Here is a 21,008-nt window from a genome sequence, read left to right on the forward strand (position 1 = left end):
GTCCCCTTTAGAGATAGAAACTGGAAATCAAAACGGGCGCCACGCGGCGCCCTTTTGGGTTCAGATCGACATGGCGAATTACGCGCCTGAGTTTTTGTACGCGCCGCGGTAATCGATCCAGCCAGCACCGAACACCAGCCGCGCTTTGATTTCCATGCCGTCGACTTCGAAACCTTCGCGGGTCTCAGTGAATACACCTTGCTCTCCTTCGAGGTAGGCGTATTCAAACGTGTCGACACCGCCCGGCGCGGCAAACAAGTACCACTGGTTGCCCGTGATTCGGGCGTCCACGATAACCGTCAGCGATGCGTTGCGAACATCATTGATGTCGGCATTCTTGGCCGGCACGTAGTTGGAGCTGGTGAACTGGTATGCCTCCAGTTCCTTATCTGGACCGACAACCAGGAACTCTGGAGCCAGGTTGAGGAACTCACCAGCTTTCGACTTCTGCTTGCGCATCGCTGCGCGGGCTGCCGCCAAGGTGGTGGTATTGATCGCGCCACCGCCCGCCGCAACGTTGCCGTGGCTCGCGTCGTAGAACGGAACGCCATCGGTGAAGTTCGGGTTACCCAGCAAGAGCGCCCAGACCACGTTGGATTCGGTCGCGGCGGCAGCATTGCCCAGCGCTGCAGGGATACGGGTGAGCGCGCCAAGGTCATCGTTCACAATGGTTTCCCAAGTGATGGCGATGATCTTACCGAACTTGGCGACCTTGATCGGTGCACCGTCCTCGGACAGCGTGCCGTATTTGTACTCGCCATGTTCCTTAACCTGCTCCAGCGCAGCGATGTCGCCCAACGCGGCGCGGGTTACTGCACGGAAGTCTGGCACAGTGGTCTGACGGCCGAGCGGGCGCCAAGTTTGCGGCGCGTTGGTGTACGCATCACGCAGCGTGCGATTGACGGTGCTGCCCAGCAGCAACGGGAAATCGCTGGTGCTGTGCATGCCGGCGGCACGGACAGCTTGGCGATCACAACCCAAAGCTGCACGGGCCAACTCCTGCGGCGTCATGCCGCGAGCGGTACCACCGGCCATCTCGACAAATTCCCGAGCCATGTCAACCAGGCGCATCCCGCGGAATTCACGACCGGATTCTTCCAGCGCGATGTTGGCGTCACAGCGATGAAGCAGCGCATTCTGCATGGCAGAGCGCTTTGCGTTGAGCACCGACACGTCCAGACCGCCGGTGACCACAGTTGGCTGACTATTGCGGGTTTGCGGCTGATCCTTGTTTTGACGCTCGGCCAGCTTGTCGATCAGAGCTGAACTCGCCTCCGCTACAGGAACACCGCGAGCAATCAGGTCTTCGACGAAAACATCGTCGTCGATCTGCACTTTGCGCGCCATGGTGCGGATGGTGAGGCTGCGCAGGCGCTCGGCATCGGCGGCTTCACGGCGAAGCTTGTCCTCGGCCGCGCGCTTCTCTTCTTCGGTCATTGCATCTTCCTCTTGGGTCGTAGGCACGGCGGCCGGTGTTTCGGAGGGCTTATCTGCCTCCCGAACTTCAAAAATGGTGGGGAATTTCTGGCCTTGGTATTCGGCCGGGGTTTTGGCGCTACGAAAGTTGGCGCCGTCATCGAAAGCAATCGGAACGACAGATAGTTCCAATGGCTCCCAATCAACGGCCCGATACGTAGGAAGCTTCTCTTCACTGTCTTCGGTAATTTGGTAGCGGTGAACGACGTACTTGACGCTGATCTTCCTCAAGATCCCGTCCTGGACATCAAGGAAGATCTTTTCGGCGTCGTCTCGCTTGCTGAATCGCACCAGTGCGTGACCTTGATCGCCTTCGAGCCACGCTCTTTCAACTACGCCAATAACGTCATTCAGATCTTCTGACTTGTGGGAATTGAGCAGAGGGGCTCCGTTGTTCAACCTATCGAGCCGGATAGCCTCATCGCTCACTTCCAGCTCTTCCATGTAGCTGCCAACATCCCACGACCAGCGGTGGCCCTTCGCGCCAGTTGTCCAGACCAGCTCTACGGTGCGCGCTTCAACGTCGACTGAGCCTTCGCGCACGGCGGCGCGAAGGCTCAACATTGGAGTGTCATGGGTCTTGTTCGTCGTCGCCTGGTTTGGAGTCGGCATCGTCTGGCTTCTCTTCTGTGATTGGTGGCAGGCTCGGAGAACCAGCAGCCGCAACTCGGCGCGGGTCGCAATCCAGGACCAGGCCGTATTCGTCGATCATTTCGTTGGCTTTCTTGATCTGCTCGGCATGCCGTTTGGGGTCTGTGATCCCGAGTTCGCGCAAGGCATCAGGCCAAGTGGTCAGACCGTTGCGCACACGAGTGATGACGTTTTCCGTTTCTGCCTTGGGGTCGACCATGTCTCGGCGCGGCGGCACCCAATAAGCCTTGACGTCATCGGTCACCCCGCCAGGCAGCAGCACCTGAGCTTCCATGAACCAGCGCCAGACCTGGTCACACAGTTGCGGAATCAACATCCGCCACTGCCAAACGTCCACCCGGCGAGCAAAGTTCAGCCAACCCATTCGCCCGCTCGAAAAATTGACACCCTTGAGGTCGCCGGTGAGTAGCTCGTAAGGCACACCCAACCCAACAGCCATGGCATGCAGTTGCTGCCAGGAATAGGTCGTGTAGCCGTTGAATGTTGGCGGTGTACCGAAGCTGACGCTTTCTCCAAAGCCCAGCTCCTGAACAATTCCAGGCTCAACACGATCAATAAGCGCCGGCTTTTTTCCACCCGGCGCCGCTGTGTTTTCATCCTTGGTGACAAAGGCCGCGAAGCAAGAGGCGATTTTCGCCTGCTCCATCACGGCATCTTCCATCTCGTCGAAGTTGCGCATGCGCTGGATGACAGGTGCCAGCCAGCTGTAACCGCGGGCCTGTCCTGGACGCTTGCGCAGAAAGACATGAATCACATCTTCTGCCGGCACCCTGCGCGATTGCAGAGAACCCCAAACGGCGTTCGCGCCAGGGTGCTCATCGAACAACCAATAGGCGACCCGACGGCCAAGAGCGTCGAACTCAACGCCCTGAATGATTCGGTTGAGCCCTGCGATGTCGGCCTTTGACTCGTCGAGAAAGTCGGCCTCAAGCACCTGAAGCTGTACGGGGACGGGCAGTCCGTCGGAGCTGAAGCGCCGGCGGCGGCGCAGCAAACACTCACCGCTTTCAGCGACCGCCTCCATGATCATGTGCTGCAGGCCGTAGAAATTATCCAGGCCGTCGGCATCGCAAACGGTTGTCTCTGCCCAGGCCTTCCACAAATCCATCAGCCGCAAGCCATCGCGATCGCGTTTCGCCAAGGGCAGAGGAACGATCCCTGCACCGACAGCGTTGTCGGCGATGCCGGTGATGCCGCGCTCACCGAACGGATTGTTACGACGTTGATCGCGGGCGCGGTTGCGAAGCTTGGCCAAGGCCGGAGCATTCTCCACGTTGGCGTCGGCCCCCGTCGCCCGCCAACCATCATTGCGGCGGCCGCCTGCTGCACCTTCAAACCGGCGTTCAATCATTTTCAGCGCCATGTCAGTGCGCGCTTTCTTCAATCGCATTTCTGAACGTTTGGCCGCGAACCCGGGGAACAGATCGTCAATCATCCCCATGTCAGTACCCCTTGGAGAACGAAGCGAAACGGCGACCGCCGTCGTTGCAGGCATTCAGCCCAAGTTCAGTAGCCATCAGCTTGAGGATTCGCATCATCTCGTCGAGTGATCGATAGGAGACGCTCTTGTCGGCATAGCGGACCGACAACGCCCCTTCGGCGATGGCCGCCTGCAGGGCGCTGTATTGCTCGATCGTGTAGGCCATCAGTTTTTATTCCAGTGAGAGGACTTCTTCCGCGGTCGTTCTTCCGCGTCCGGTTCGTTGCCGCCGGTGACAGCAGCAACCAGCAGATCGAGATCAAGCCCGAACCGCTGCTGGCAGATGCGTAGAGCGGCGAGCGCGTACACGAAGCAATCGAGCGCCTCGTTTCGACGGCCGCCGCTGTCCCAGCGCATCACGCGCTTGCCTTTGGAGATGGCTGCTTTTTTCTTTTCAGAGGTGAGTTGCTTGACCTCCGACTCGTCGCAGATCACGTCGTTGGCCGGAAGGTGAACGACACCAGGCTGAGACACGCCCGCCTGGGAGGCAGCCGTATCGACCGGCAGGCCCATCCGGCTGTAGAGCAATTCCTTGGCGTTGTCGGTACCGACCTCGGTGAGGAAGACCTTGTGCACCTTGTTCTTCGTGCGCGGAAAGTTCGCGATCGGCTTTCCGTAGATGGTTGCTCCGCGGATTGGCACAACCCAGTGCACGCCATGCTTGCGGCTCTCGGCATAAACCTCGTCCGCATAGTGGCCGCCGGCGTCCCACGTCCAGCGCTCAACCTTCATGACGGTGCCGTCCACGCGGGTGAACTGCCGGTGCAGCTCAAGGCCCACCTTGCGGCGAAGCTCTTCGCTCGCAGGGTCGCCCATCAAAATGAAGCGGTGAACCAGCCAAGCTTCCTCACCTGGACCGAAGGCCCAGACGCGCCCCTCGAAACGGTCATCTTGCGTATCGATGCCACCCACGAGGATTAGACCAAGCGCCGGGACCTGCGGATAAACTTCGCGGCGGCCGTAAAGGACTTCGTGATCAAGCTTTTCTCCCTGATCGTCATCCCACATTTCGCCGAGCGTTGTATTGGTGAAAGTTATCAGCTTCTCGCGATCGCCTTTGATCTTGAGAAACTCTTCGGCAATTTTCAGCCATGCAGACCATGTGCTGTAGATAGCCCAGCAGAAGAACGCCACAGACTTAGGAGTTCGCACCGGCTGGTCATCAGCGTCGAACCAGTCCATTGCGTCTCTCGTCCAGATACCAGTCTCTTCGCAGATCCATCGACCATGTGGCGAGGCGGCAACCATGTCCGGGTGAAAGAAGCATGCGGCGCAGTGCTCGCATACATACCAAGCTTTGATCGCCTGGCCGAGTTTGTCCTTGTCCCATTTCAGGCCGAACGCGCAGTCTTTCCCGCCGAACTTGAGCGTCTGCTCCTGTTGACAGTGAGGGCATGCAATGTGGAACCGAAGTCTTACTGGCGATTCATTTGCTGCCTTGTTGACCTGGCAGCTATCGACCTTTTTGGGTGTCGACCCACGAATTGACTTTGGATAGGTGGCTCCGTCCAGACGCTTGTCACCGAGGGTAACGGCGTCACCTTCACCATCGATATCCTGGTCGAAATTTGAAAGCTCGTCATAGATCGCTTCGTCGGCGGACAACTCCCGATAGTTGCGCGAGGCTTTACCGCCGCGTATCCATAGGCTCTTTCGGTTGGAAAAAACTTTCTGGTCGAGTGTGTTGTCGCGATGCTTCTTGTCGAACCAGGGCGCAAGCTCCTTTATCACAGGCACATCACGAACCAGGCCGTCGACGTGCCGCTTACTAATGCCCTGAGCATCAGGGTCAGTCGGGCTCCACATAACGATGTTGCGGCGCTTGTGCTGCAACTTGTAACCAATATTCGCCATGAGCAGCTTGGTGTAGCCGATCCGCGCAGATTTCACGAAGTTAACGACTGCGATCAAGTCGTTTCCCATGGCATTTAGGATGGCGATTTGAAACGCGTCTGTCGTCCACTTGCCCTCGTGATACGACGATTCCGAGGACATGTAGAAGTGTTCGTCGGCCCATTGGACCGCCGTCATGGGCGGCTCTTTGTATAGACCTTGCAACCCTAACCGTACGGCTTTGCCGAGGTCATGAATCCATGGTTGCAAGATACTCATCAAGGAATCCCGGTAGTTCGTCGCCGAACTGCGCGGCGATATTGCGAGCCAGGGCGATCTCCCGCTCCATGGTTTCTAGTATCCGAGGATCAATTTCCGGATGACGGCGACTCACCGTCTTGCCAACTGTCTCGAGCTTTGAACCAATCTTGGATGAGATTTTTTCCAAGGCGAATGTAGAAAAGGACACCGGCACCAACAGCTTGTCGGCGACTTGGTTTTTCTTCTCCTGCGCGTCCGCTTGGGCAATGGTCAACCGCAAGCGCTCTTGCACGAGTTTTTGTTCGGCCCACGGATCAAGACCTTCCGGTCCATCACCCCCAGGTTGTTGTTTCCGCTGTGCGTGATCAACGCGGTTTTCGACCACGTTCTGCACGGTATAGAACGCCTCTCGGCCTATGCGGGCGACAGGCGTAACTCCCCATTTGTCAAAGGCTTGCGGCGAAATCCCGAGGCTCGAAGCCATCTCGGATTTGTTCAACCAGCCGCGCTGTTTGGTTGTTTCGTTTTTGGCCATGACTACACAACAACCAACCGTGGAAAAAAGGTCATACATGTTTGGCGCGCGGGGCCCGAATTACCCGCAAGGGGTTGGGGGCCCGGGAAGGACCCAAAGGGGGGGCACCCTCTTGCCCTGCCCATCAGCCCCGGGCTGTAGAAAGTGCCTGATCCATCGCGCTCGCGAATTCTTTCGCTCGGTTCGCGCTCACGATGTTGTCTGCGATCTTGTAGAACGGAACGATGACCTTATAGCCAGGCTCACTATCACTGAAGACAAATACAGGCCGAACAGCATCGCCGAAGGCAGTCTTCTTCCGCTCCCAGATGCCTTGTGTTCCATCGACGTCACCGGCGAAATACTTCTGCGCATTGCCCTTACGCTTGCTCTTCTTGCTACCAGTGGCGTTGGCCTGCACGCCGCTTACCGTCTCGGCCGCACCCAGGCCCGACAGGATCTTCATGATCGTGCCTCGCGGTACGTTGCCGAATTGATTGAGCGCTGATGCTGCTGGGATTGCGTACTGGCCTGGCTTCATGATGCCTTTGCCGATCAGCGCTTTCTCGAAGCGCTTATGCGGCCGGCGACCACCCTTTACTGGCTGCTGCAAGTAAGTGTCAGCCGGGACACCCGAGGTCCAAGCATCCTTGAAGAATGTGCGCGCCTCTAAGTTCCCCTTCTTGGCGGCCTTAACGTAGAGGCTGTTCATCGTCGTGGCGGTCGGCCTGTCGAGGCGTGCACGCATCACTGACAATTCGCCCTTCTTTACCAGCATTGCCAATCGAGTGGCCATAAGAGCGAAAGCAAACGGGAGCTGCTTCTTCTCCAGGATGCGGAATGCTTTGGAAAGCTCTTCCACATTCGTGTGCGCATCGATTCTGAGCACAACTCACCTCGGATTATTTGCTCTGGCTGCGCTTGATCTGGGCGTCGACCTGGTCGGCGCAAGTGTCGAGCAGGTTGATTGCCTGGTCCTTCAACTGCCACACGTCGCCGTTGTCGCGGAGATCAGCCTGGGCTTCGTCGACGCGCTCGCATGGGACCAGTTCAGGGGGTTCGAGCCTTAATGCTGTTGTCTTTGTTACCACTGGCTGCTTTCCCGCGCAGGCCGTCAGGCAAAGGCTGAGCAGCCCAATCACGAACAGGCTTGCTGTTGCGCTTGAGATCTTCAAAGTTCTTCTCCGCCTTTCTGGCTTTGTCCTGGCTGGCCTTGAGCCGGCTGTTCAGGTCTTTCAAATAGTCCGCATTGCGCTGAGCCTCGGCGCGGAGCGTGGTGATGGTGGCCTGACTTTCGGTGTTGGCCGTGATCGCGTCGTTCTTACTCTTGGTCTCGACAGCCACCTCGGCGCGCAGGATGGTCACGCGGTACTGCTGGATGCCAACGAGCAGAATGCCGACCAGGGCAATGATCAAAGCAGTAGCGATCGCCTTCATGCTGAGTCCGCCTTGCGACCGAGGAACTTGATAATCAACTCTCGGATCGCGGTGACGCCGATAAACCCAATCGTGCCACCCGCCGCGACCGACAGACTGGAGGGCCAAGCCATCCATTCAATAACGCTGCTGGCAGACAGGCTCAGTGAGCCGCAGATCAGCGCCTCAAGCACCACACGCCACTTGTTCGCCTCCTTGCCTTCGTACAGGACGCGCAATAGAGAGACGGTGGAGGCCATGATCGCGCCCTGCCAAAGCGGGTTGCTGAGGACGAGCCAGACCTGCGCCCAGAAGTCAGGAGATTTTTCTGGCATTTTGGACATCCGACTGTCCTCCCTTTAGGGGAGTAAGTAGATCCGGCTCCAGCAGCACTCCCAGCTCGGAGCAATGGGTGTGGTGGAGCCGAAAACGAAAAAGCCCCGGCAAATGCCGAGGCTTCGAATAATTGGTGCAGATGGCCGGTGCTGATCTCCGGCTTCGAGGGGAACCGTAGCGTAATGAGTGGCCGGCACCGCTCTGCGATCTCTTCCAGCCTGTAGCGCATCAGCCTGCGCAGTCATCTGCATTACAGAAAGCAAAAAGCCCAACTTCAGAGTTGGGCTTTGCTCGCGGAAAAACCGCAAAGTAGCTGAAATCTATATATTGGCCCCGGTCCTGTCAAGCAGCCTCGCGACGAATATCTAAAGCCCCATCGATCCACGCGATTCCGGCCTTCCAAAGCTGCCGGGTCTTCTCCTCGCCAAAGCCCAATTTCCGCCCCACATCGACCAGCGCCTTGTCGCGCGAGGTGTAGTACTTCATCAGCACGTTTCCGCATTCGGTATACCGCTGGAGCAGGCGACCCATGAGCCCATCGATCAGAAGCGCGTCGTCATCAGTGATCATCGGCGTGTGAAGATCGTTCTCCCTGGAAGCGCAGCACGACACACCGGAGCCCAACACCACCCAGCGGCCCCAATGCTCGAGCAGGTCCTCAACAGTGCGATCCGTGAACTTCAATGCCCTGGCCATTGGTCAATCTCCCCGAAAAGTAGAGCGGCCGGCGCCGCGCGTGTTGTCTTGCTGGTAGTGCCTGGCTTCGGCGCTGGGCGTCGAGCAGTCGAGCGTCTTGAGCTGGGCGGCGAGGTTGCGCACCTTCATGCCGAGTTGCACCACCAGGTCATCGACCGGAATCGCCTCTAGCGTCTCGGCATGGACCAGGCCGGCGCCGTGGCAACCGATGCAATCCATTTGATGGAAAACGCCCTTGACCAAACCGGCGCCGGCGCAGGATGGGCAGTCCGCCATCGGGATCAGGCAGCGCACAAAGGCGGGGCCATGCTGCTTTTTCATCATTTTTAAACCTCGCCTATGGTTGAATATTGATTGGCCTCGCAGGCCTTGTTCTGTGCGGCTTGCAGCGAATTACCAGAATCTTCAAATCTAAAGCCGGTCAATCCGTGAATCACTGCAAGGCCTTTCTGATCTAGGTGCGCGTGCCACTGTTCGAGGGCATCGCGCTTGCGGCTCATCACGTCCGACTGGATGTACACCTTCACGTTGTGGCCCATCGCGTGATTGATCAGCAGCTCACCAATCAGGTGATCGATGCCGAGGTCTGCCCAGCCAGTGCGGGCCACCTTGCGCAGGTCGTGACTGGTCCACTCGCCCTGCCCCAGCCTCCGGAACACGGCGCAGCCCTGAGCCTCGCCCAGCGCCTTGCCATTGCGCGCCGGGAACAGGCACTGGCCGTCATACCCTCGGGCGTACTGGCCTTCGCGGTATTGGGTCAGCAGCGTGCACACCTGCTCGGTCAGGGGCAGGTGATGCTCGACACCGGTTTTCGTGTGCTCGGCCGGGATGAACCATTCCCGTTCGGCCAGGCTGATGTGCGACCAGCGGGCCATGCGGGTTTCCCCGATCCGCGTGCCGTGGCAAAGCATCATCAGCGCGAGCATCGAATCCAGCGGCGCGGTGGTCATTGCCTGCGCCAGTTGCCCGAGCAGGCCTTCCAACTGAACGCCCCGCAACCTGGACGGCTTGATGCCGACCTTTGCCTTGGAGAAGTCGTTGAACCGGATCGCCGCCATCGGGTTGGACGTGATCATCCCCAGCTTGGCCGCTTGCCGGAATGCCAGGGCCAGCAGTTGGAACGCCGAACGCACGTAGTCGATGGAAACCGTCTCCTGCAGCGGCCACATCAGCATGGTGTCGAGCGCTGCCTTGTCGATGCCGATCAGCGGCAGTTCGCCGAGACGTGGCTTCAGGTGGCACTTGATGATCGAGGCGCCGGTGTTCTTGCGCTTGGATGACAGATTGCGATCGCGCGACATGCGATCAGCGAACCAGTCCAACAGCTCCCCGACGGCGTCCCATTTCGACAGGCTCGCGCCCTCGCCCGCTGCCAGCCGCAGTCGAATCGACGGAAGCGCCGTGACCACCTGCTTGTGCGTCAGCTCGGGGAAGGTACCGATATGGTTCCACTCGCCTTTCAACACCAGGTACCACGAACCACCGGTGCGGGCCTTATTGAAGCGCAGGTATAGGCCCTTGTTTTCGAGGTCGCGCACGTCCTGGACGGTCCCTGCGGCCTGGCGCTTGATTTCGGCCTCGGTGATTTTCACCGCAGCGGTTGTCATACGGCCACCAAGGTAGGCTTGAGGCGCAGGTAGGCGCGGATCTGCTCCATCGCATCGAAGTGCCCACGGCACACGACGGCGAGATAGCCCTGCTCATTCAGCTTGCGCATCCACTTCTGCTGGCTGTCCGAGACCGCGGCGGCATTCGGTGGGGTCGCCTTGAACTCGATGTACAGACCGAAATACCCGCCGCGGGCCATGGCCAGCACCAGGTCGGGAACGCCGGCGGAGACGCCCTGCCCCTTGAGCTCGGCCGCGACCTTCTTCAGCCGGTGCCCACCGTTCGGGACGTGGTAGATCAGTTCGGCAACCTCAGGCAGTCGGATCCGGATCTCGGTGATCAGCGCGGCCTGTTCGAGGCCCTCGCGGTCGACGCGCTTGGCGCGGACGGGCTTTGCCTTGAACAGTTTCATTTCGGCCGGAATCATGGGCGCTCACCCCGCGCCCGCCGGTGGCGGCGGTCCACCAGGCCGCAGACCTCGCGCAGCACCCAGCAAGCCAGGATCATCAGGACTAGCAAAGTCATTGGGTCGATCATGCAGCCCCCTTTACGGTAAGTATTCCGGCCCGGATCAGGGCCTCATGTGTTTCGGCGATCGCACGCGGCATGTCCTGCCAGTCCACGTCGCCGGCGCCGCGGCCGTCGATCACGTCGTGGCAGGCGCTGCAGGCGTAAACCGCGACGGTGTCGAAGCCCTTCATGCCGATGCCTTTCTGGCCGCACGGCAGATGCGCAAGCACGGTGGTGGCCGAGTTGAAGTTGCAGACGTCCGGCAGGCGCACGGTGCAGTCCTGGCCGTTGGCCGAGGCCCGGAGTTTCTTCGACGTCACGCGCATACCCGCTCCCCCGTGGTGACGTTGATGACTTCGAAGGTCGACGGCCACATTGCCTGGCCGAACTTCAGGGCGGCCGATGAGTGCTCGAACAGTGCTACCGCGCGATCAGGCTTGTCGGTCAGCTCCCACTTGTAGCCGCAGCAGTGCACCGCGAAGCGATAGGCGGCCGGGTCAGTCGGGGCAAGGTGCGGATTAGCCACGGGCGCCACCTCGCGCACGCATGGCCCGTAACTCGGCCAGCGCCTGATTGCCAACTTCCGGTGTGCGCGCCGAAGGCGCGGCGAGCTCGGCAACAGGCACAGGGCCAAGCTGCTCACCCATCCAAACCTTGCGTACCTGCTCCAAGTAGCGTTTTTCGAAACTGATCAACCCCAGCTCACGACTGAGCAGCGGCAGGCTGTTGAAACCCGCCGCAGCGGTGGCGTGGTAGACAGCCGGGTGGAACCACTTGGCCACGCCGTGCATGGTGGGGTGACAATTGCGCAGCGCCTGCTTGTAGGCAGCCTCAACACTCGGCAGTGGTGGCTTGAGCATTTCGGGCGAAGGCACGCAGCCCTTGATGAATTTGCCGACGCTCGGAATGAAGTCGGATGGCTCGGCGCGGCAACGCATGAGGCCGATATCGATCTGCTCCTGGGTGCAGATGCCGTTCTCGATGAACGCCTTGAGCCACATGGCTTTCGACTCCTTGTAGGCCTTGGCGTCGGGCCACGCTTGGTGCCAGGCCGTCCGGATTGAACGCAGTTGACGGAACAACTGGTTGATCACCTTGCCCGTCTCGTGAGCCAGGTCCTTCTGTTCCTGAGCGGTGACCTCGGAGTCAGACTCGATGAAATCGCCGTGGCGAACCTTGGTCATGGCCTGGGCCGCTACCATGGATACCGTTTTCATTTGGAGCCCTCCTTCATCCACGCGGTGCAGTCATCATCGAACTCGTCTGAGGCGTCAGCAGAAGCTGCGCCAGCAGACTTCACGCGATCACGCTTGATCCAGTTGGCCAGCCGAAAACACCAGCCCGCCGCAGTGTCGACAGTCGAAGACTTGGCGACGAAGAAACCTTTAAAGCCAGCCAGCAACTCATCGGTGATGGACTCAGCAGGTAGGCCGGCAATCTTCAGCTGGGTATTCATGTAGCTTTCCGGGAACTCCCACTCGGCAAACATGGCGAAGCGCTGGCGGTGATCCAATTCCTCGATGGCGGTCTGGTCTTGCCGAGCGATCAAGTCATCAATCTCGCGCTGCTGCTCTTCGGTTCCCTGATGGTTAAGTGATGGATTGGGTGCAGCCTCTGCACCCCGTTCTGTTCCAGGCTGCACCCCGTTCTGTTGTGAGTTGCACCCCGTTACGTCATCTGCACCCCGTTTTGTACGGGGTGCAGGATTTGCACCCCGCGATAGTTGGAGGTCGTAAACCACTGGGCGGCGGTCATGACGGTCGATGTGCACGGCGGCGATCGCCTGATTGCCTTTCTGGATCAGTCCGGACTTCTCCAGGTCGTCCAGCTTGTAACGAACGGTGCGCTCAGACAGGCCGGTGTCTTGGGCAAGGGTTGAAGCCGATGGAAATGCGCCAGCACCGTTCGAGCCGGCGTAGTTGGCAAGGCACAGCAGCACATGGCGCGCGCTTGAATCTTTGAGCGATTGGGTGGGCAAGGAGAGCGCCCAGGACATTGCTTGAACGCTCACAGCGAGGCTCCGATATTCTTTTCGGCCAGATAGGCAAGGCCTTTCGGCGTTACGAGAGGCTGGAAGGCGGCACGGTCTGCACCGGTCTCCGGATCGCTGTTCAGCGCCGTGACCTTGTGGACGAGATAGCCGGAGGTGATTCGGGGTTGGTAGGCGGTCCAGCGCTTGGACCCGCCGCGGTGAAATATCCACCGGTTCTTCTCCATCCACTGGAAAAGCCTGGATGGGGGGACCTGCAACTGTTTGGCGGCATCGCTGATGCAGATTGCGCCGCCGGCTGATGCGAGACGTTTGATGGCGGCAACCTTGGGCGCCTGGTCCAGGATCACCAGGCGTAGGGACTGGTTTTCCTTCGCCTGATCAGCAGCCGCTTGCAGTGCCTCGGCGTAGGTGGCCGGGATCTGGAACTGATCCGCCCTCGCCTCCAGTTCTTGCCACCGATCAATGATCCGGGCGCGCAGTTCGACGCTGTAGCCGGAGACCACCACCAGGGTGTCGCGCTGGGAAAGCAGGAACTCGCGGTAGACCTGACCGTTCTGCGGGTGGACGTAGGGGGTGTCGTTTGAAGAAACGACACCCTTGGCAACCAAGGATCGAATGGTTTTCAGCACGTTGTCGTGCGTACTGCCGGTCAGGTCGGCAATCTCGCGCGATGACATGGTGTGTTGCGACACGTTATGAGATTCGCGAAAAAGTGTCGCGATATGGTGGGTATTGCCTGGAGCGGTGTTGGTGTTCATAATGGCCCCACATTGCTTTACAAGTTGTTGAAGAAGCCGGTCTAGCCACCGGCTTTTTTGTGCCTGCGATTCAGGCGTTGTAGGTGTCCGGCGCATCCGTGGTAGCTTTTTGCTTCCCAAAGAAAAGGCCTTGGAGGCCGGACATGACAAACGAACGAATTCCAACGATCAGTCGAGAGAAGCTGCTGAAGGAACTGAGCGATCTACCGGAAGGCGCAGAAATCAGTTTCTCGGGGCTGCGCTTTGTTCATTTCCGACAATCTCTTCAAAACCCTCCACGATTCCAGGCAGTGTTTGATCCACACGTGCACCGAACGGCGGAAGGCGAAGTGGTGGTTGATAACCCTGAATGAAGTGATAAGCGATCTGGCATGCCTCCTCTGCGGATTGAGCCGGGCCCGTAGAAACAACTCGTCCGTCGAGGCGCGCGAGAAAACCATACCCACCAGGCCCGCCGAGGTCTGACGAGATCAAAACGGTTACCCGGCGCTGTCCGCGCAAGGTTTCAGCCTTCGCATACAGCGCCTTCGCCTGCGCCTCCAGACGCTCAGCTTCGTAGATGGCGAGCACGTAACCGTCTGCCCGGACGTCGATCCCGCCGACCACCACCTTCCCTTCGTTTTGCTGATCCATCGCTCACCTCTCAAGCACTGGTTAAATTCACAGCCAATCCGGTGTTCTGCTCTTTGTTCGCTCGGCCCCGGATAATTGGCCCAACGAAACAGAAGCGAAATCGCTTCAGGCCACCATTTCGGCCCATGGAAATGCGGGGCAAAGATCTTCTTTCTTGAACGCCCCACCGGTCAGATCTTCGGCCCGCTTGGCAATGACAGGAGACATCCCGTGCTTACCCCGGACCCAGCCAGAAACCGTGCTTTGATCGACCCTGAGCTTCTCGGCGGTGACCTCTTGCGTCCCGAAGAAGGCAACGAGGTCTTTAAAGATGGTCATCATGCTGCCCCTTCGTATGTGAATACCCATATCGTAGTTCATGGGCATACCACTTTGCAACGGTATGGGCGCACCAGTAATAATCGAGTGATGGAATATAAAGAACGAATCAAAGCAGCGCGTCGCCACGCAGGCCTAACTCAGGCTCAATTGGCGAAGGCTGTTGGCATTGACCAGGCATCGATCTCGGATCTCGAGAGAGGCCGCTCACAGCGATCTTCCTATAACGCCTCCATCGCGAAGGCGTGTGGTGTTTCGGCTATCTGGATTGAAAGCGGGACGGGACCAATGGTTACGTCAGACGCTGAGCAATCGAACATCAAGGACGTGGTCCAGCTAGAGATGCTCTACCGCTATCCGGTTATCAGCTGGGTGTCCGCAGGCTCGTGGGAGGAGGCAGTTCAACCCTATCCGGATGGTTTCTCTGACAAGTACGAAATTTCTGATTACGACTCAAAGGGGCCGGCCTTCTGGCTTGAAGTGAAAGGCGATTCGATGACAGCTCCGAACGGCACCAGCGTGCCGGAAGGAATGATGATCCTGGTGGACACAGAAGCGGACGTACAGCCAGGAAAGCTTGTAATTGCTAAGCTTCCAGCAAGCAATGAGGCAACATTCAAGAAGTTGGTAGAAGACGGTGGCATCCGATATCTGAAGCCGTTGAACCCTGCTTACAAAATGGTCGAGTGCGATGAGCACTGCCGAATCATTGGTGTGGCCGTGCGGATGTCAGGGAAACTCTAGCGCCCACCGCGACCGTCAGCTCACTTTGAAAGCCCGCATTTAGCGGGTTTTTTTTGGGCTGGCATTCGAAAGAGTACAAATGTACTCCTTCGGCATTGCCGTTTTGCCCAGTATCAAATACTGTCTATCCATACAGCAATAACAAGGAGGAACAGTATGAGCACCAGCACCAGTAGCATCACTTTTGTCCCAAATTCCTACGAGCAGGTAGGCCGTAGGATCCAGCATATGGTTTCCGACCCAAGCGTACAAAAGCTCCAAGCAGTCACCATTCTCAGGCGAGAAACCGAGTCACCCGAAGCCTGGGAACGGGTATTACAAGAATTCGATGAAACCGATGGGATCACGGTTGAGCGACTTGAGGAAGGTAGCGTGAGGATTGGCTGGAAAAAGTACATCGACATGTGAAGAGAGCCCGCATTGTGCGGGCTTTTTATCGCCTGGAGAAAAACTTATGGGTTTACCCATTGACAGAGAATATGTGTACGCCTATATTTTGCCCATGCCGACACATAACCGGCTCCGCTCTTTAACAGTCAGCGCAATAACCAACAGACCGCATTGCCTCTACCGGCGACCGGCGAGCAGACAGGCCCGAAAGCCTGCCAACGACAGGGAAAACCTTGTACGGCTGCCCGATGGTGAAACGCCAGAACCGTGTGAATGACCCGGCAAGCAGTGCGCCCCGCCCCTCCGGCGGCAATAGGACGGAAATTTTCACTGATGCACCTGGTTGGCCGGGTGCATTGGGAAAACTACCGGGAGTCACCACGATGCAATCCGAAATCGTCAACGGCACATGGAAGGGCTACCTCGGGCGTGGCCTGGCACCGCGAGAACTTCAATTTCTTTTGTTCGTTGCCGTAGGGCTGACGGCGAAGGAAATCGCCAGAGAGGCCGGCATCTCGCCGGCGACCGTCGCCAAGCGCCTCACCAACGCCATGTACAAACTCGGCGTAACCCGCCGGGCTGCGCTGGTAGCCGAAGCGATGCGCAGGCAGATCATCTCGCCGCTGTGCTTCGCCTTGGTCGCGCTGCTGACCATGAACGCAGTGGCCAACGTTCAGTCAGTCGAACCCGCTCGCCGCGACCGCCGACCACCTTCGGTGCGGATCGCCCAGGTCCGGATCACCCGCCGCTCCGAAACGCTCGAAGCGGCATAACTACAAAGGAAAAATCATGATCGAACTTGGACAGAAAGCAGAAGACAAGATCACCGGGTTCTACGGGACGATCGTAGGCCGGACGCAATACATCACGGGCTGTGATCAGTACTGCCTCTCGCCGCCAATCCGGAAAGACCTTAACGAAGTCCAGAAATCGGAATGGTTCGACGAAGGGCGAATCAAGATTCTCGGTCCAGGGGTAACCCCGGCAGAGGTCGCAGGTCCTGCACCTGGCGGCCCTCAACGCGACATGCCTCCACGCCGTTGACGGACAGCATCACTGCTGCACCTTGGAGACAGGGTGCAGTGGGATGACAACCGACAAGGACACACCATGAATACTGCAGAAAAATTTCAAGTGCCGGCCCTGGGCGAAGTTTGGCCTGGCGAAGGTGGTATCTACGCCGGCGTGATGCCGGCCCGCGGCGATGCCCCGGCCTACCGCATGATTCTCGGCGCCGAGTTGGGCCGCTTCGAGTGGGGGCCGTATGCCGAAGAGGCGCCGGTCACCGGCCTTATCGACGGCTTCACCAACACTTTGGTGCTGATCGAATCAGATGATGAGTACCCGGCAGCGAAAGCGGCCTACGAACACGAGGCAGATGGTCACAACGACTTTTATCTGCCGGCCGTCGCCGAGCTGTACGAAATCTGGCTGAACCTGAACGGCAAGAATGATGGGTGGGTCTGGTCGAGTTCGCAGCGCTCCGCCAACTACGCATTCCACATGCACTTCGGTGATGGCACTCAGAGCTACGGCGTCAAGGACGGCGAGCTCCGCGTCCGCCCCGTCCGCAGATTGCCTATTTAATCCTTCGTTTATTGCTTTTCATTAGGCGAGTCCCGGGGCTTCTCAGGTACGAGCGGCCAAACCAGACACGCGCCGGGCAGTGCCGGCCGCCTGCATAAATCCACCGGAGAGCAACATGCTCCAGATCATTCTGATCGGTGCCGCGCTGAGCTTTGAGAGGCCAGAAACTTCAGGGCTTTCGAGCGTGTCAGGCGATCCACTGCGCTACATCCGCGGGCCTTGGCGAACGACCATCGGGGCAACAGCGTTCTGGCGCTGATCGTCCCGCCAAAAATCTCAAATCAGACTGCTGCATCTGTGAAAGGCCCTCCTGTCCAGTGGGCCTTTCTTTTTTCCTGTTTTTATTCGTCAGCACTCTCCCCTGCGCCCAACGGCAACCAGCAGATCGGACGAGCGCTGACGAATAAACGCAACCCACACCGAGGCATCTGCCATGCATCCATCATTTCAAGAGCGCATCGACGAACTCGGTGTGTTGCTTCAAAAAACCCACGCCGCGCGGATCGAGTTCTTCAGTCGCGTTGACCAGGTCATGCCACCGAAGAAGGTTCGCTACCAAGTGAAGGCAGTAGGCGAGGCGTATCACGTCGTCGACCTGTCCAGCGGAAAGACCAAAGCCTTCCGCTGGAACTACAAGGCGGCGATGGACATCGCCATGCAGTTCGAAGACAAGGCCAACCGCCTCCCTGGAGGTGCGCAGTGATCGGCGTGCCAATGCCCAACCCGCGGGACTCGATCCTCTCAGAACTTAACCAAAAGCTGGAGCAGTACTTCAGCTCCGGCCGCGAGGTTGAGGAAGTCGCCGCCGGCGTCAGCGGTGAGAAGGACGGCGCGTTCGGCACATCACACAGCAATAAGCTGCGAATCGAACGCAACAAGCAGGCCCCGAGACTCAAGGAGTTGGCCGCCGACGGCATGACGGTGATCCAGGCAGCCAAGGAAATGGGCATGGAATCGAAGCGCGCCAGGCTTATTGCTCGCGAGAACAACATCAAGTTCCCGGGCCCGGCGTGAAGCGGCTCAACAACCGGGGGCGTCAGCGCCGCCGACAGACATGGCTGGATCTGCCAGCCCACGGCATCGAAGAGGCAGGTCATGGCCAAGAGCAATGCGGATATTCAGAAGGACAAGCGCGCCAAGGAGCGAGCCCTGCTGGATCGGATCGGCGCCGAGAAGCGCACTCTGATTGTGTCGAAAGCGCTCGCTGATGCGCTTCAGGTGCTGGGCGAGCGCCACGACTTCGAGGAATGGCAGGAGACTGTATCGACCTTCCTGCTAAACCTCGCGGCCGCACCCGCCGAAGACTCCGCACGGTTCGCGTCCATGTCGCGACCCGAAATCGTAATCACCGAAAAGCAGTCGCGACAGCTTGAGCAGTTCGCCAAGACCGGCACAGAAGCATAACCCTGAGGACTTCCCATGAAGGCATCACCCGTCACCATCAACAACCTGACAGTTAATTTCTTCGGCCCTGAGCCATCCCCGGCGCCTGCAGGCTTTGCAACCGTTCACTCGATCGTCCCGGTTAGCACTCCGGCGATAGGCGAATACTGGCCGGGGCAAGGCGGCATCAATGGTGGCTTCGTCCCGGCCCGCGGTGATATCCCGGGGCACTACCTGATCTTCGCCGACAAAGACCTGGGCGAGCACAAGTGGGGCCGCTACAAAGAAGAGTCGAACGCCACCAGCAAGTGGGATGGCAAAGCGAACACGGATGCGTTGATTGCCGAAGGTGGCCACCCTGCTGCCGAGAAGGCGCGGGAATACACCGCTGACGGCCATGAAGACTTCGACCTGCCAGCGGCCGCGCAACTCTACCAGGCATGGGCGCATGACCTGATTACCGAGGGAGCTTACTGGTCGAGTTCGCAGCGCTCCGCCGACCACGCATTCTACATGGACTTCGTTGATGGCGGTCAGAACAGCCTCGGCAAGTACAGCGAGCTCCGCGTCCGCCCCGTCCGCAGATTCTTCATTTGATCCTTCAATTATTCGTTCTTGATCCGGCTCTCGGGCCGGTTGCTCTTGGAGAGCGCGCCGAATGGCAATGCACACGGACTTGCAGATTTACAAGGCTTCGCTTGGCCTGCTCCAGATCGCCACGAACCTGACCCGGAACATCCCGCGGGACTTAAAACAGTCGCTCGGCAAGCGCGTCATCGATGAGTGCATCGACGTGCTGTTGCTGATTGCTCGGGCAAACTCGACCACGGACAAGCGTCCGCACCTGACCCAGCTTGTCGAGAAGGTCCAGGTCATTGAGTTCCTGATGCGTCTTTTCAAGGAAAGCCGGTTCATCAGCGTCGGGCAGCACGCCGGCGCGATAGAGGTCACCACCTCAATCGGAAAACAGGCGTCAGCCTGGAAACGCTCCACCCCAACCGCGCCCGCTACCTGAGAGCCAAGGCTTTCTGGTCTGTGCGAATTGAATCTGGTCGTGCCGCTGGCCCCCTGGGCCACCGCCATGCGCATCAGAGATACCGCCGGTCTAAAGCGTCCGGGCAGGTCTCGCGCAGTTTCCTTGCTGATCGGCTTTGCCTTCGGCTCGGCGACGTAGATAGCACGACAGGTCGCAGCGCTCCGCCAACAACGCATTCAACATGAACTTCGATGATGGCAATCAGAACAACAACGACAAGAACAACGAGCTCCGCGTCCGCCCCGTCCGCAGATTCGACTGTTGGCCCCTACCCGTTCAGCGACATTGTTCAGGCCTATTACGACTGCCGTCGCACGAAGCGCAACAGCGCCAGCGCGCTGGCCTTCGAAATGGACCTGGAGCGCAACCTGGTAGCGCTTCACGACGACCTGCTTGCCGGCACCTACCGGCCAGGCCGATCCATATGTTTCGTGGTTACCCGCCCCAAAGCCCGCGAGGTGTGGGCAGCAGCATTCCGGGATCGCGTCGTCCACCACCTGCTTTACAACCGTGTGGCACCGCGCTTCTACGCGAGCTTCATAGCGGACAGTTGCGCCTGTATCCCAGGGCGAGGCACGCTGTACGCCGCAACCCGCCTCGAAGCGAAGATCCGCAGCGCCAGCCAGAACTGGTCGAAGCCTGTGTTCTACCTGAAATGCGACCTGGCGAATTTCTTCGTCGCGATCGACAAGCAGGTGCTGCGCCAGCAGTTGGCCAAGAAGATCGCCGAACCCTGGTGGTTGGCCCTTGCCGAGCAGATCCTGATGCACGACCCGCGCGAAGATTACGAGGTGCGCAGCCCGGCACATCTGTTCAACCGGGTGCCACAGCACAAACGCCTCACCGCGCAACCGGCTCACCTCGGGTTGCCGATCGGCAACCTGTCGTCGCAGTTCTTCGCCAACGTCTACCTAGACGCCCTGGACCAGTTCGCCAAACACCAGCTCGGCGCCAAGCACTACGTCCGCTACGTCGATGACTTCCTCTTCCTGCATGAATCGCCGCAGCAGTTGAACGCCTGGCTGGCCAAGGTCGAAGCATTCCTGCCGCGCCTGGGCGCCAAGCTGAACCCGTCGAAGACCATCCTGCAGCCGGTGGATCGCGGCATCGACTTCGTTGGCCACGTCATCAAGCCTTGGCGCCGCACCACTCGCAAGCGGTCACTGGCCCAGGCGCTGAAGCGAACAGCCGTGGCGCCCGCCGAGGATCTGCGAGAAACCGCCAACAGCTACTTCGGCCTGCTCAGTCAAGCCAGCCACAGCGAGACCGACCGAGCAGCGCTCGCCAGAGTGGTGCTGCTGCGCGGCAACAGCGTCAACGCGGCGCTGACCAAGACTTACCCGAAGAAATAACCCACTTCTACGAATCACGCCAGCCGGCGAGGA

At 59.1% G+C, this 21,008-nt stretch carries 31 protein-coding genes; 12 read left to right on the plus strand and 19 right to left on the minus strand.

Annotated elements, in window-relative coordinates:
* Window positions 1-78: 78 nt before the first annotated feature.
* From RG836_RS00200 to RG836_RS00290, 19 genes are all read right to left on the minus strand, one after another.
* Complete coding sequence (locus tag RG836_RS00200) at window positions 79-2,088, minus strand: prohead protease/major capsid protein fusion protein (protein WP_310842203.1); 2,010 nt, start codon at window positions 2,086-2,088, stop codon at window positions 79-81.
* Complete coding sequence (locus RG836_RS00205) at window positions 2,048-3,562, minus strand: phage portal protein (protein WP_310842205.1); 1,515 nt, start codon at window positions 3,560-3,562, stop codon at window positions 2,048-2,050. Before RG836_RS00205 ends, RG836_RS00200 begins: the two co-directional genes overlap by 41 nt.
* A gap of 7 nt (window positions 3,563-3,569) precedes the next feature.
* Window positions 3,570-3,773, minus strand: coding sequence for a phage head-tail joining protein (locus RG836_RS00210; RefSeq protein ID WP_310842207.1), 204 nt, complete (start codon window positions 3,771-3,773; stop codon window positions 3,570-3,572).
* Window positions 3,773-5,719, minus strand: coding sequence for a phage terminase large subunit family protein (locus RG836_RS00215; protein ID WP_310842209.1), 1,947 nt, complete (start codon window positions 5,717-5,719; stop codon window positions 3,773-3,775). The genes RG836_RS00210 and RG836_RS00215 overlap by 1 nt, the downstream gene beginning before the upstream one ends.
* Window positions 5,691-6,236 carry a terminase small subunit gene (locus tag RG836_RS00220; RefSeq protein ID WP_310842211.1) on the minus strand — a complete coding sequence of 182 codons (546 nt, stop codon included), beginning with the start codon at window positions 6,234-6,236 and terminating at the stop codon, window positions 5,691-5,693. Before RG836_RS00220 ends, RG836_RS00215 begins: the two co-directional genes overlap by 29 nt.
* Before the next feature lie 124 nt (window positions 6,237-6,360).
* Entirely contained in the window at window positions 6,361-7,104 is a 744-nt protein-coding gene (locus tag RG836_RS00225; RefSeq protein ID WP_310842213.1) for a hypothetical protein, read from the minus strand.
* A gap of 13 nt (window positions 7,105-7,117) precedes the next feature.
* Entirely contained in the window at window positions 7,118-7,306 is a 189-nt protein-coding gene (locus RG836_RS00230) for a hypothetical protein (protein ID WP_310842215.1), read from the minus strand.
* On the minus strand, window positions 7,266-7,652 hold the full coding sequence (locus RG836_RS00235) for a hypothetical protein (RefSeq protein WP_310842217.1): 387 nt from the start codon (window positions 7,650-7,652) through the stop codon (window positions 7,266-7,268). The genes RG836_RS00230 and RG836_RS00235 overlap by 41 nt, the downstream gene beginning before the upstream one ends.
* Window positions 7,649-7,975, minus strand: coding sequence for a phage holin, lambda family (locus tag RG836_RS00240; RefSeq protein WP_310842218.1), 327 nt, complete (start codon window positions 7,973-7,975; stop codon window positions 7,649-7,651). Before RG836_RS00240 ends, RG836_RS00235 begins: the two co-directional genes overlap by 4 nt.
* 334 nt (window positions 7,976-8,309) lie before the next feature.
* Window positions 8,310-8,663: an antiterminator Q family protein gene (locus RG836_RS00245; RefSeq protein WP_310842219.1), complete on the minus strand. Its 354-nt coding sequence runs from the start codon at window positions 8,661-8,663 to the stop codon at window positions 8,310-8,312.
* A gap of 3 nt (window positions 8,664-8,666) precedes the next feature.
* The gene (locus RG836_RS00250; protein WP_310842220.1) at window positions 8,667-8,984 is read right to left on the minus strand and encodes a hypothetical protein; all 318 of its coding nucleotides are present in this window, start codon (window positions 8,982-8,984) and stop codon (window positions 8,667-8,669) included.
* Window positions 8,985-8,989: 5 nt separating this feature from the next.
* The gene (locus tag RG836_RS00255; protein ID WP_310842222.1) at window positions 8,990-10,270 is read right to left on the minus strand and encodes a tyrosine-type recombinase/integrase; all 1,281 of its coding nucleotides are present in this window, start codon (window positions 10,268-10,270) and stop codon (window positions 8,990-8,992) included.
* A complete protein-coding gene (locus RG836_RS00260) occupies window positions 10,267-10,698 on the minus strand; it encodes a VRR-NUC domain-containing protein (protein ID WP_310842223.1) in 432 nt (143 codons plus the stop codon). The genes RG836_RS00255 and RG836_RS00260 overlap by 4 nt, the downstream gene beginning before the upstream one ends.
* A 106-nt stretch (window positions 10,699-10,804) precedes the next feature.
* Window positions 10,805-11,107, minus strand: coding sequence for a nuclease domain-containing protein (locus RG836_RS00265; RefSeq protein WP_310842225.1), 303 nt, complete (start codon window positions 11,105-11,107; stop codon window positions 10,805-10,807).
* Window positions 11,098-11,307, minus strand: a complete 210-nt coding sequence (locus RG836_RS00270) for a hypothetical protein (RefSeq protein WP_310842226.1) — start codon at window positions 11,305-11,307, stop codon at window positions 11,098-11,100. The genes RG836_RS00265 and RG836_RS00270 overlap by 10 nt, the downstream gene beginning before the upstream one ends.
* Window positions 11,300-11,998: a replication protein P gene (locus tag RG836_RS00275; RefSeq protein ID WP_310842228.1), complete on the minus strand. Its 699-nt coding sequence runs from the start codon at window positions 11,996-11,998 to the stop codon at window positions 11,300-11,302. The genes RG836_RS00270 and RG836_RS00275 overlap by 8 nt, the downstream gene beginning before the upstream one ends.
* Complete coding sequence (locus RG836_RS00280) at window positions 11,995-12,777, minus strand: helix-turn-helix domain-containing protein (protein ID WP_310842308.1); 783 nt, start codon at window positions 12,775-12,777, stop codon at window positions 11,995-11,997. The genes RG836_RS00275 and RG836_RS00280 overlap by 4 nt, the downstream gene beginning before the upstream one ends.
* An 11-nt stretch (window positions 12,778-12,788) precedes the next feature.
* Window positions 12,789-13,532 carry a phage antirepressor KilAC domain-containing protein gene (locus RG836_RS00285; protein WP_409078046.1) on the minus strand — a complete coding sequence of 248 codons (744 nt, stop codon included), beginning with the start codon at window positions 13,530-13,532 and terminating at the stop codon, window positions 12,789-12,791.
* Between the two features lie 222 nt (window positions 13,533-13,754).
* Window positions 13,755-14,165 carry a hypothetical protein gene (locus tag RG836_RS00290; RefSeq protein ID WP_310842230.1) on the minus strand — a complete coding sequence of 137 codons (411 nt, stop codon included), beginning with the start codon at window positions 14,163-14,165 and terminating at the stop codon, window positions 13,755-13,757.
* Window positions 14,166-14,375: 210 nt separating this feature from the next.
* Here RG836_RS00290 and RG836_RS00300 point away from each other — a divergent pair, with 210 nt between their 5' ends.
* The 12 genes from RG836_RS00300 to RG836_RS00355 all read left to right on the plus strand — a co-directional run bounded on the left by RG836_RS00300 (window position 14,376) and on the right by RG836_RS00355 (window position 20,975).
* Complete coding sequence (locus RG836_RS00300) at window positions 14,376-15,227, plus strand: LexA family protein (protein WP_409078047.1); 852 nt, start codon at window positions 14,376-14,378, stop codon at window positions 15,225-15,227.
* 156 nt (window positions 15,228-15,383) lie between these two features.
* On the plus strand, window positions 15,384-15,635 hold the full coding sequence (locus RG836_RS00305; protein WP_310842233.1) for a DUF1654 domain-containing protein: 252 nt from the start codon (window positions 15,384-15,386) through the stop codon (window positions 15,633-15,635).
* A gap of 365 nt (window positions 15,636-16,000) precedes the next feature.
* Window positions 16,001-16,390: a response regulator transcription factor gene (locus tag RG836_RS00310; RefSeq protein WP_310842235.1), complete on the plus strand. Its 390-nt coding sequence runs from the start codon at window positions 16,001-16,003 to the stop codon at window positions 16,388-16,390.
* 16 nt (window positions 16,391-16,406) lie between these two features.
* Window positions 16,407-16,661: a hypothetical protein gene (locus tag RG836_RS00315; RefSeq protein ID WP_310842237.1), complete on the plus strand. Its 255-nt coding sequence runs from the start codon at window positions 16,407-16,409 to the stop codon at window positions 16,659-16,661.
* 66 nt (window positions 16,662-16,727) lie between these two features.
* Window positions 16,728-17,204, plus strand: a complete 477-nt coding sequence (locus tag RG836_RS00320) for an Lcl C-terminal domain-containing protein (RefSeq protein WP_310842238.1) — start codon at window positions 16,728-16,730, stop codon at window positions 17,202-17,204.
* A 115-nt stretch (window positions 17,205-17,319) separates the two neighbouring features.
* On the plus strand, window positions 17,320-17,463 hold the full coding sequence (locus RG836_RS00325) for a hypothetical protein (protein WP_310842240.1): 144 nt from the start codon (window positions 17,320-17,322) through the stop codon (window positions 17,461-17,463).
* A 174-nt stretch (window positions 17,464-17,637) separates the two neighbouring features.
* On the plus strand, window positions 17,638-17,907 hold the full coding sequence (locus RG836_RS00330; RefSeq protein WP_310842242.1) for a hypothetical protein: 270 nt from the start codon (window positions 17,638-17,640) through the stop codon (window positions 17,905-17,907).
* Window positions 17,904-18,218: a hypothetical protein gene (locus RG836_RS00335; RefSeq protein ID WP_310842243.1), complete on the plus strand. Its 315-nt coding sequence runs from the start codon at window positions 17,904-17,906 to the stop codon at window positions 18,216-18,218. Before RG836_RS00330 ends, RG836_RS00335 begins: the two co-directional genes overlap by 4 nt.
* A gap of 81 nt (window positions 18,219-18,299) precedes the next feature.
* Window positions 18,300-18,608, plus strand: a complete 309-nt coding sequence (locus RG836_RS00340) for a hypothetical protein (RefSeq protein ID WP_310842244.1) — start codon at window positions 18,300-18,302, stop codon at window positions 18,606-18,608.
* 15 nt (window positions 18,609-18,623) lie between these two features.
* On the plus strand, window positions 18,624-19,184 hold the full coding sequence (locus RG836_RS00345) for an Lcl C-terminal domain-containing protein (RefSeq protein WP_310842245.1): 561 nt from the start codon (window positions 18,624-18,626) through the stop codon (window positions 19,182-19,184).
* Window positions 19,185-19,245: 61 nt separating this feature from the next.
* A complete protein-coding gene (locus tag RG836_RS00350; RefSeq protein ID WP_310842247.1) occupies window positions 19,246-19,602 on the plus strand; it encodes a four helix bundle protein in 357 nt (118 codons plus the stop codon).
* 212 nt (window positions 19,603-19,814) lie between these two features.
* Window positions 19,815-20,975: an RNA-directed DNA polymerase gene (locus tag RG836_RS00355; protein ID WP_310842248.1), complete on the plus strand. Its 1,161-nt coding sequence runs from the start codon at window positions 19,815-19,817 to the stop codon at window positions 20,973-20,975.
* Window positions 20,976-21,008 lie beyond the last annotated feature (33 nt).

The sequence above is a fragment of the Pseudomonas rhizozeae genome (assembly GCF_031583775.1).
Taxonomy (GTDB): Bacteria; Pseudomonadota; Gammaproteobacteria; order Pseudomonadales; family Pseudomonadaceae; genus Aquipseudomonas.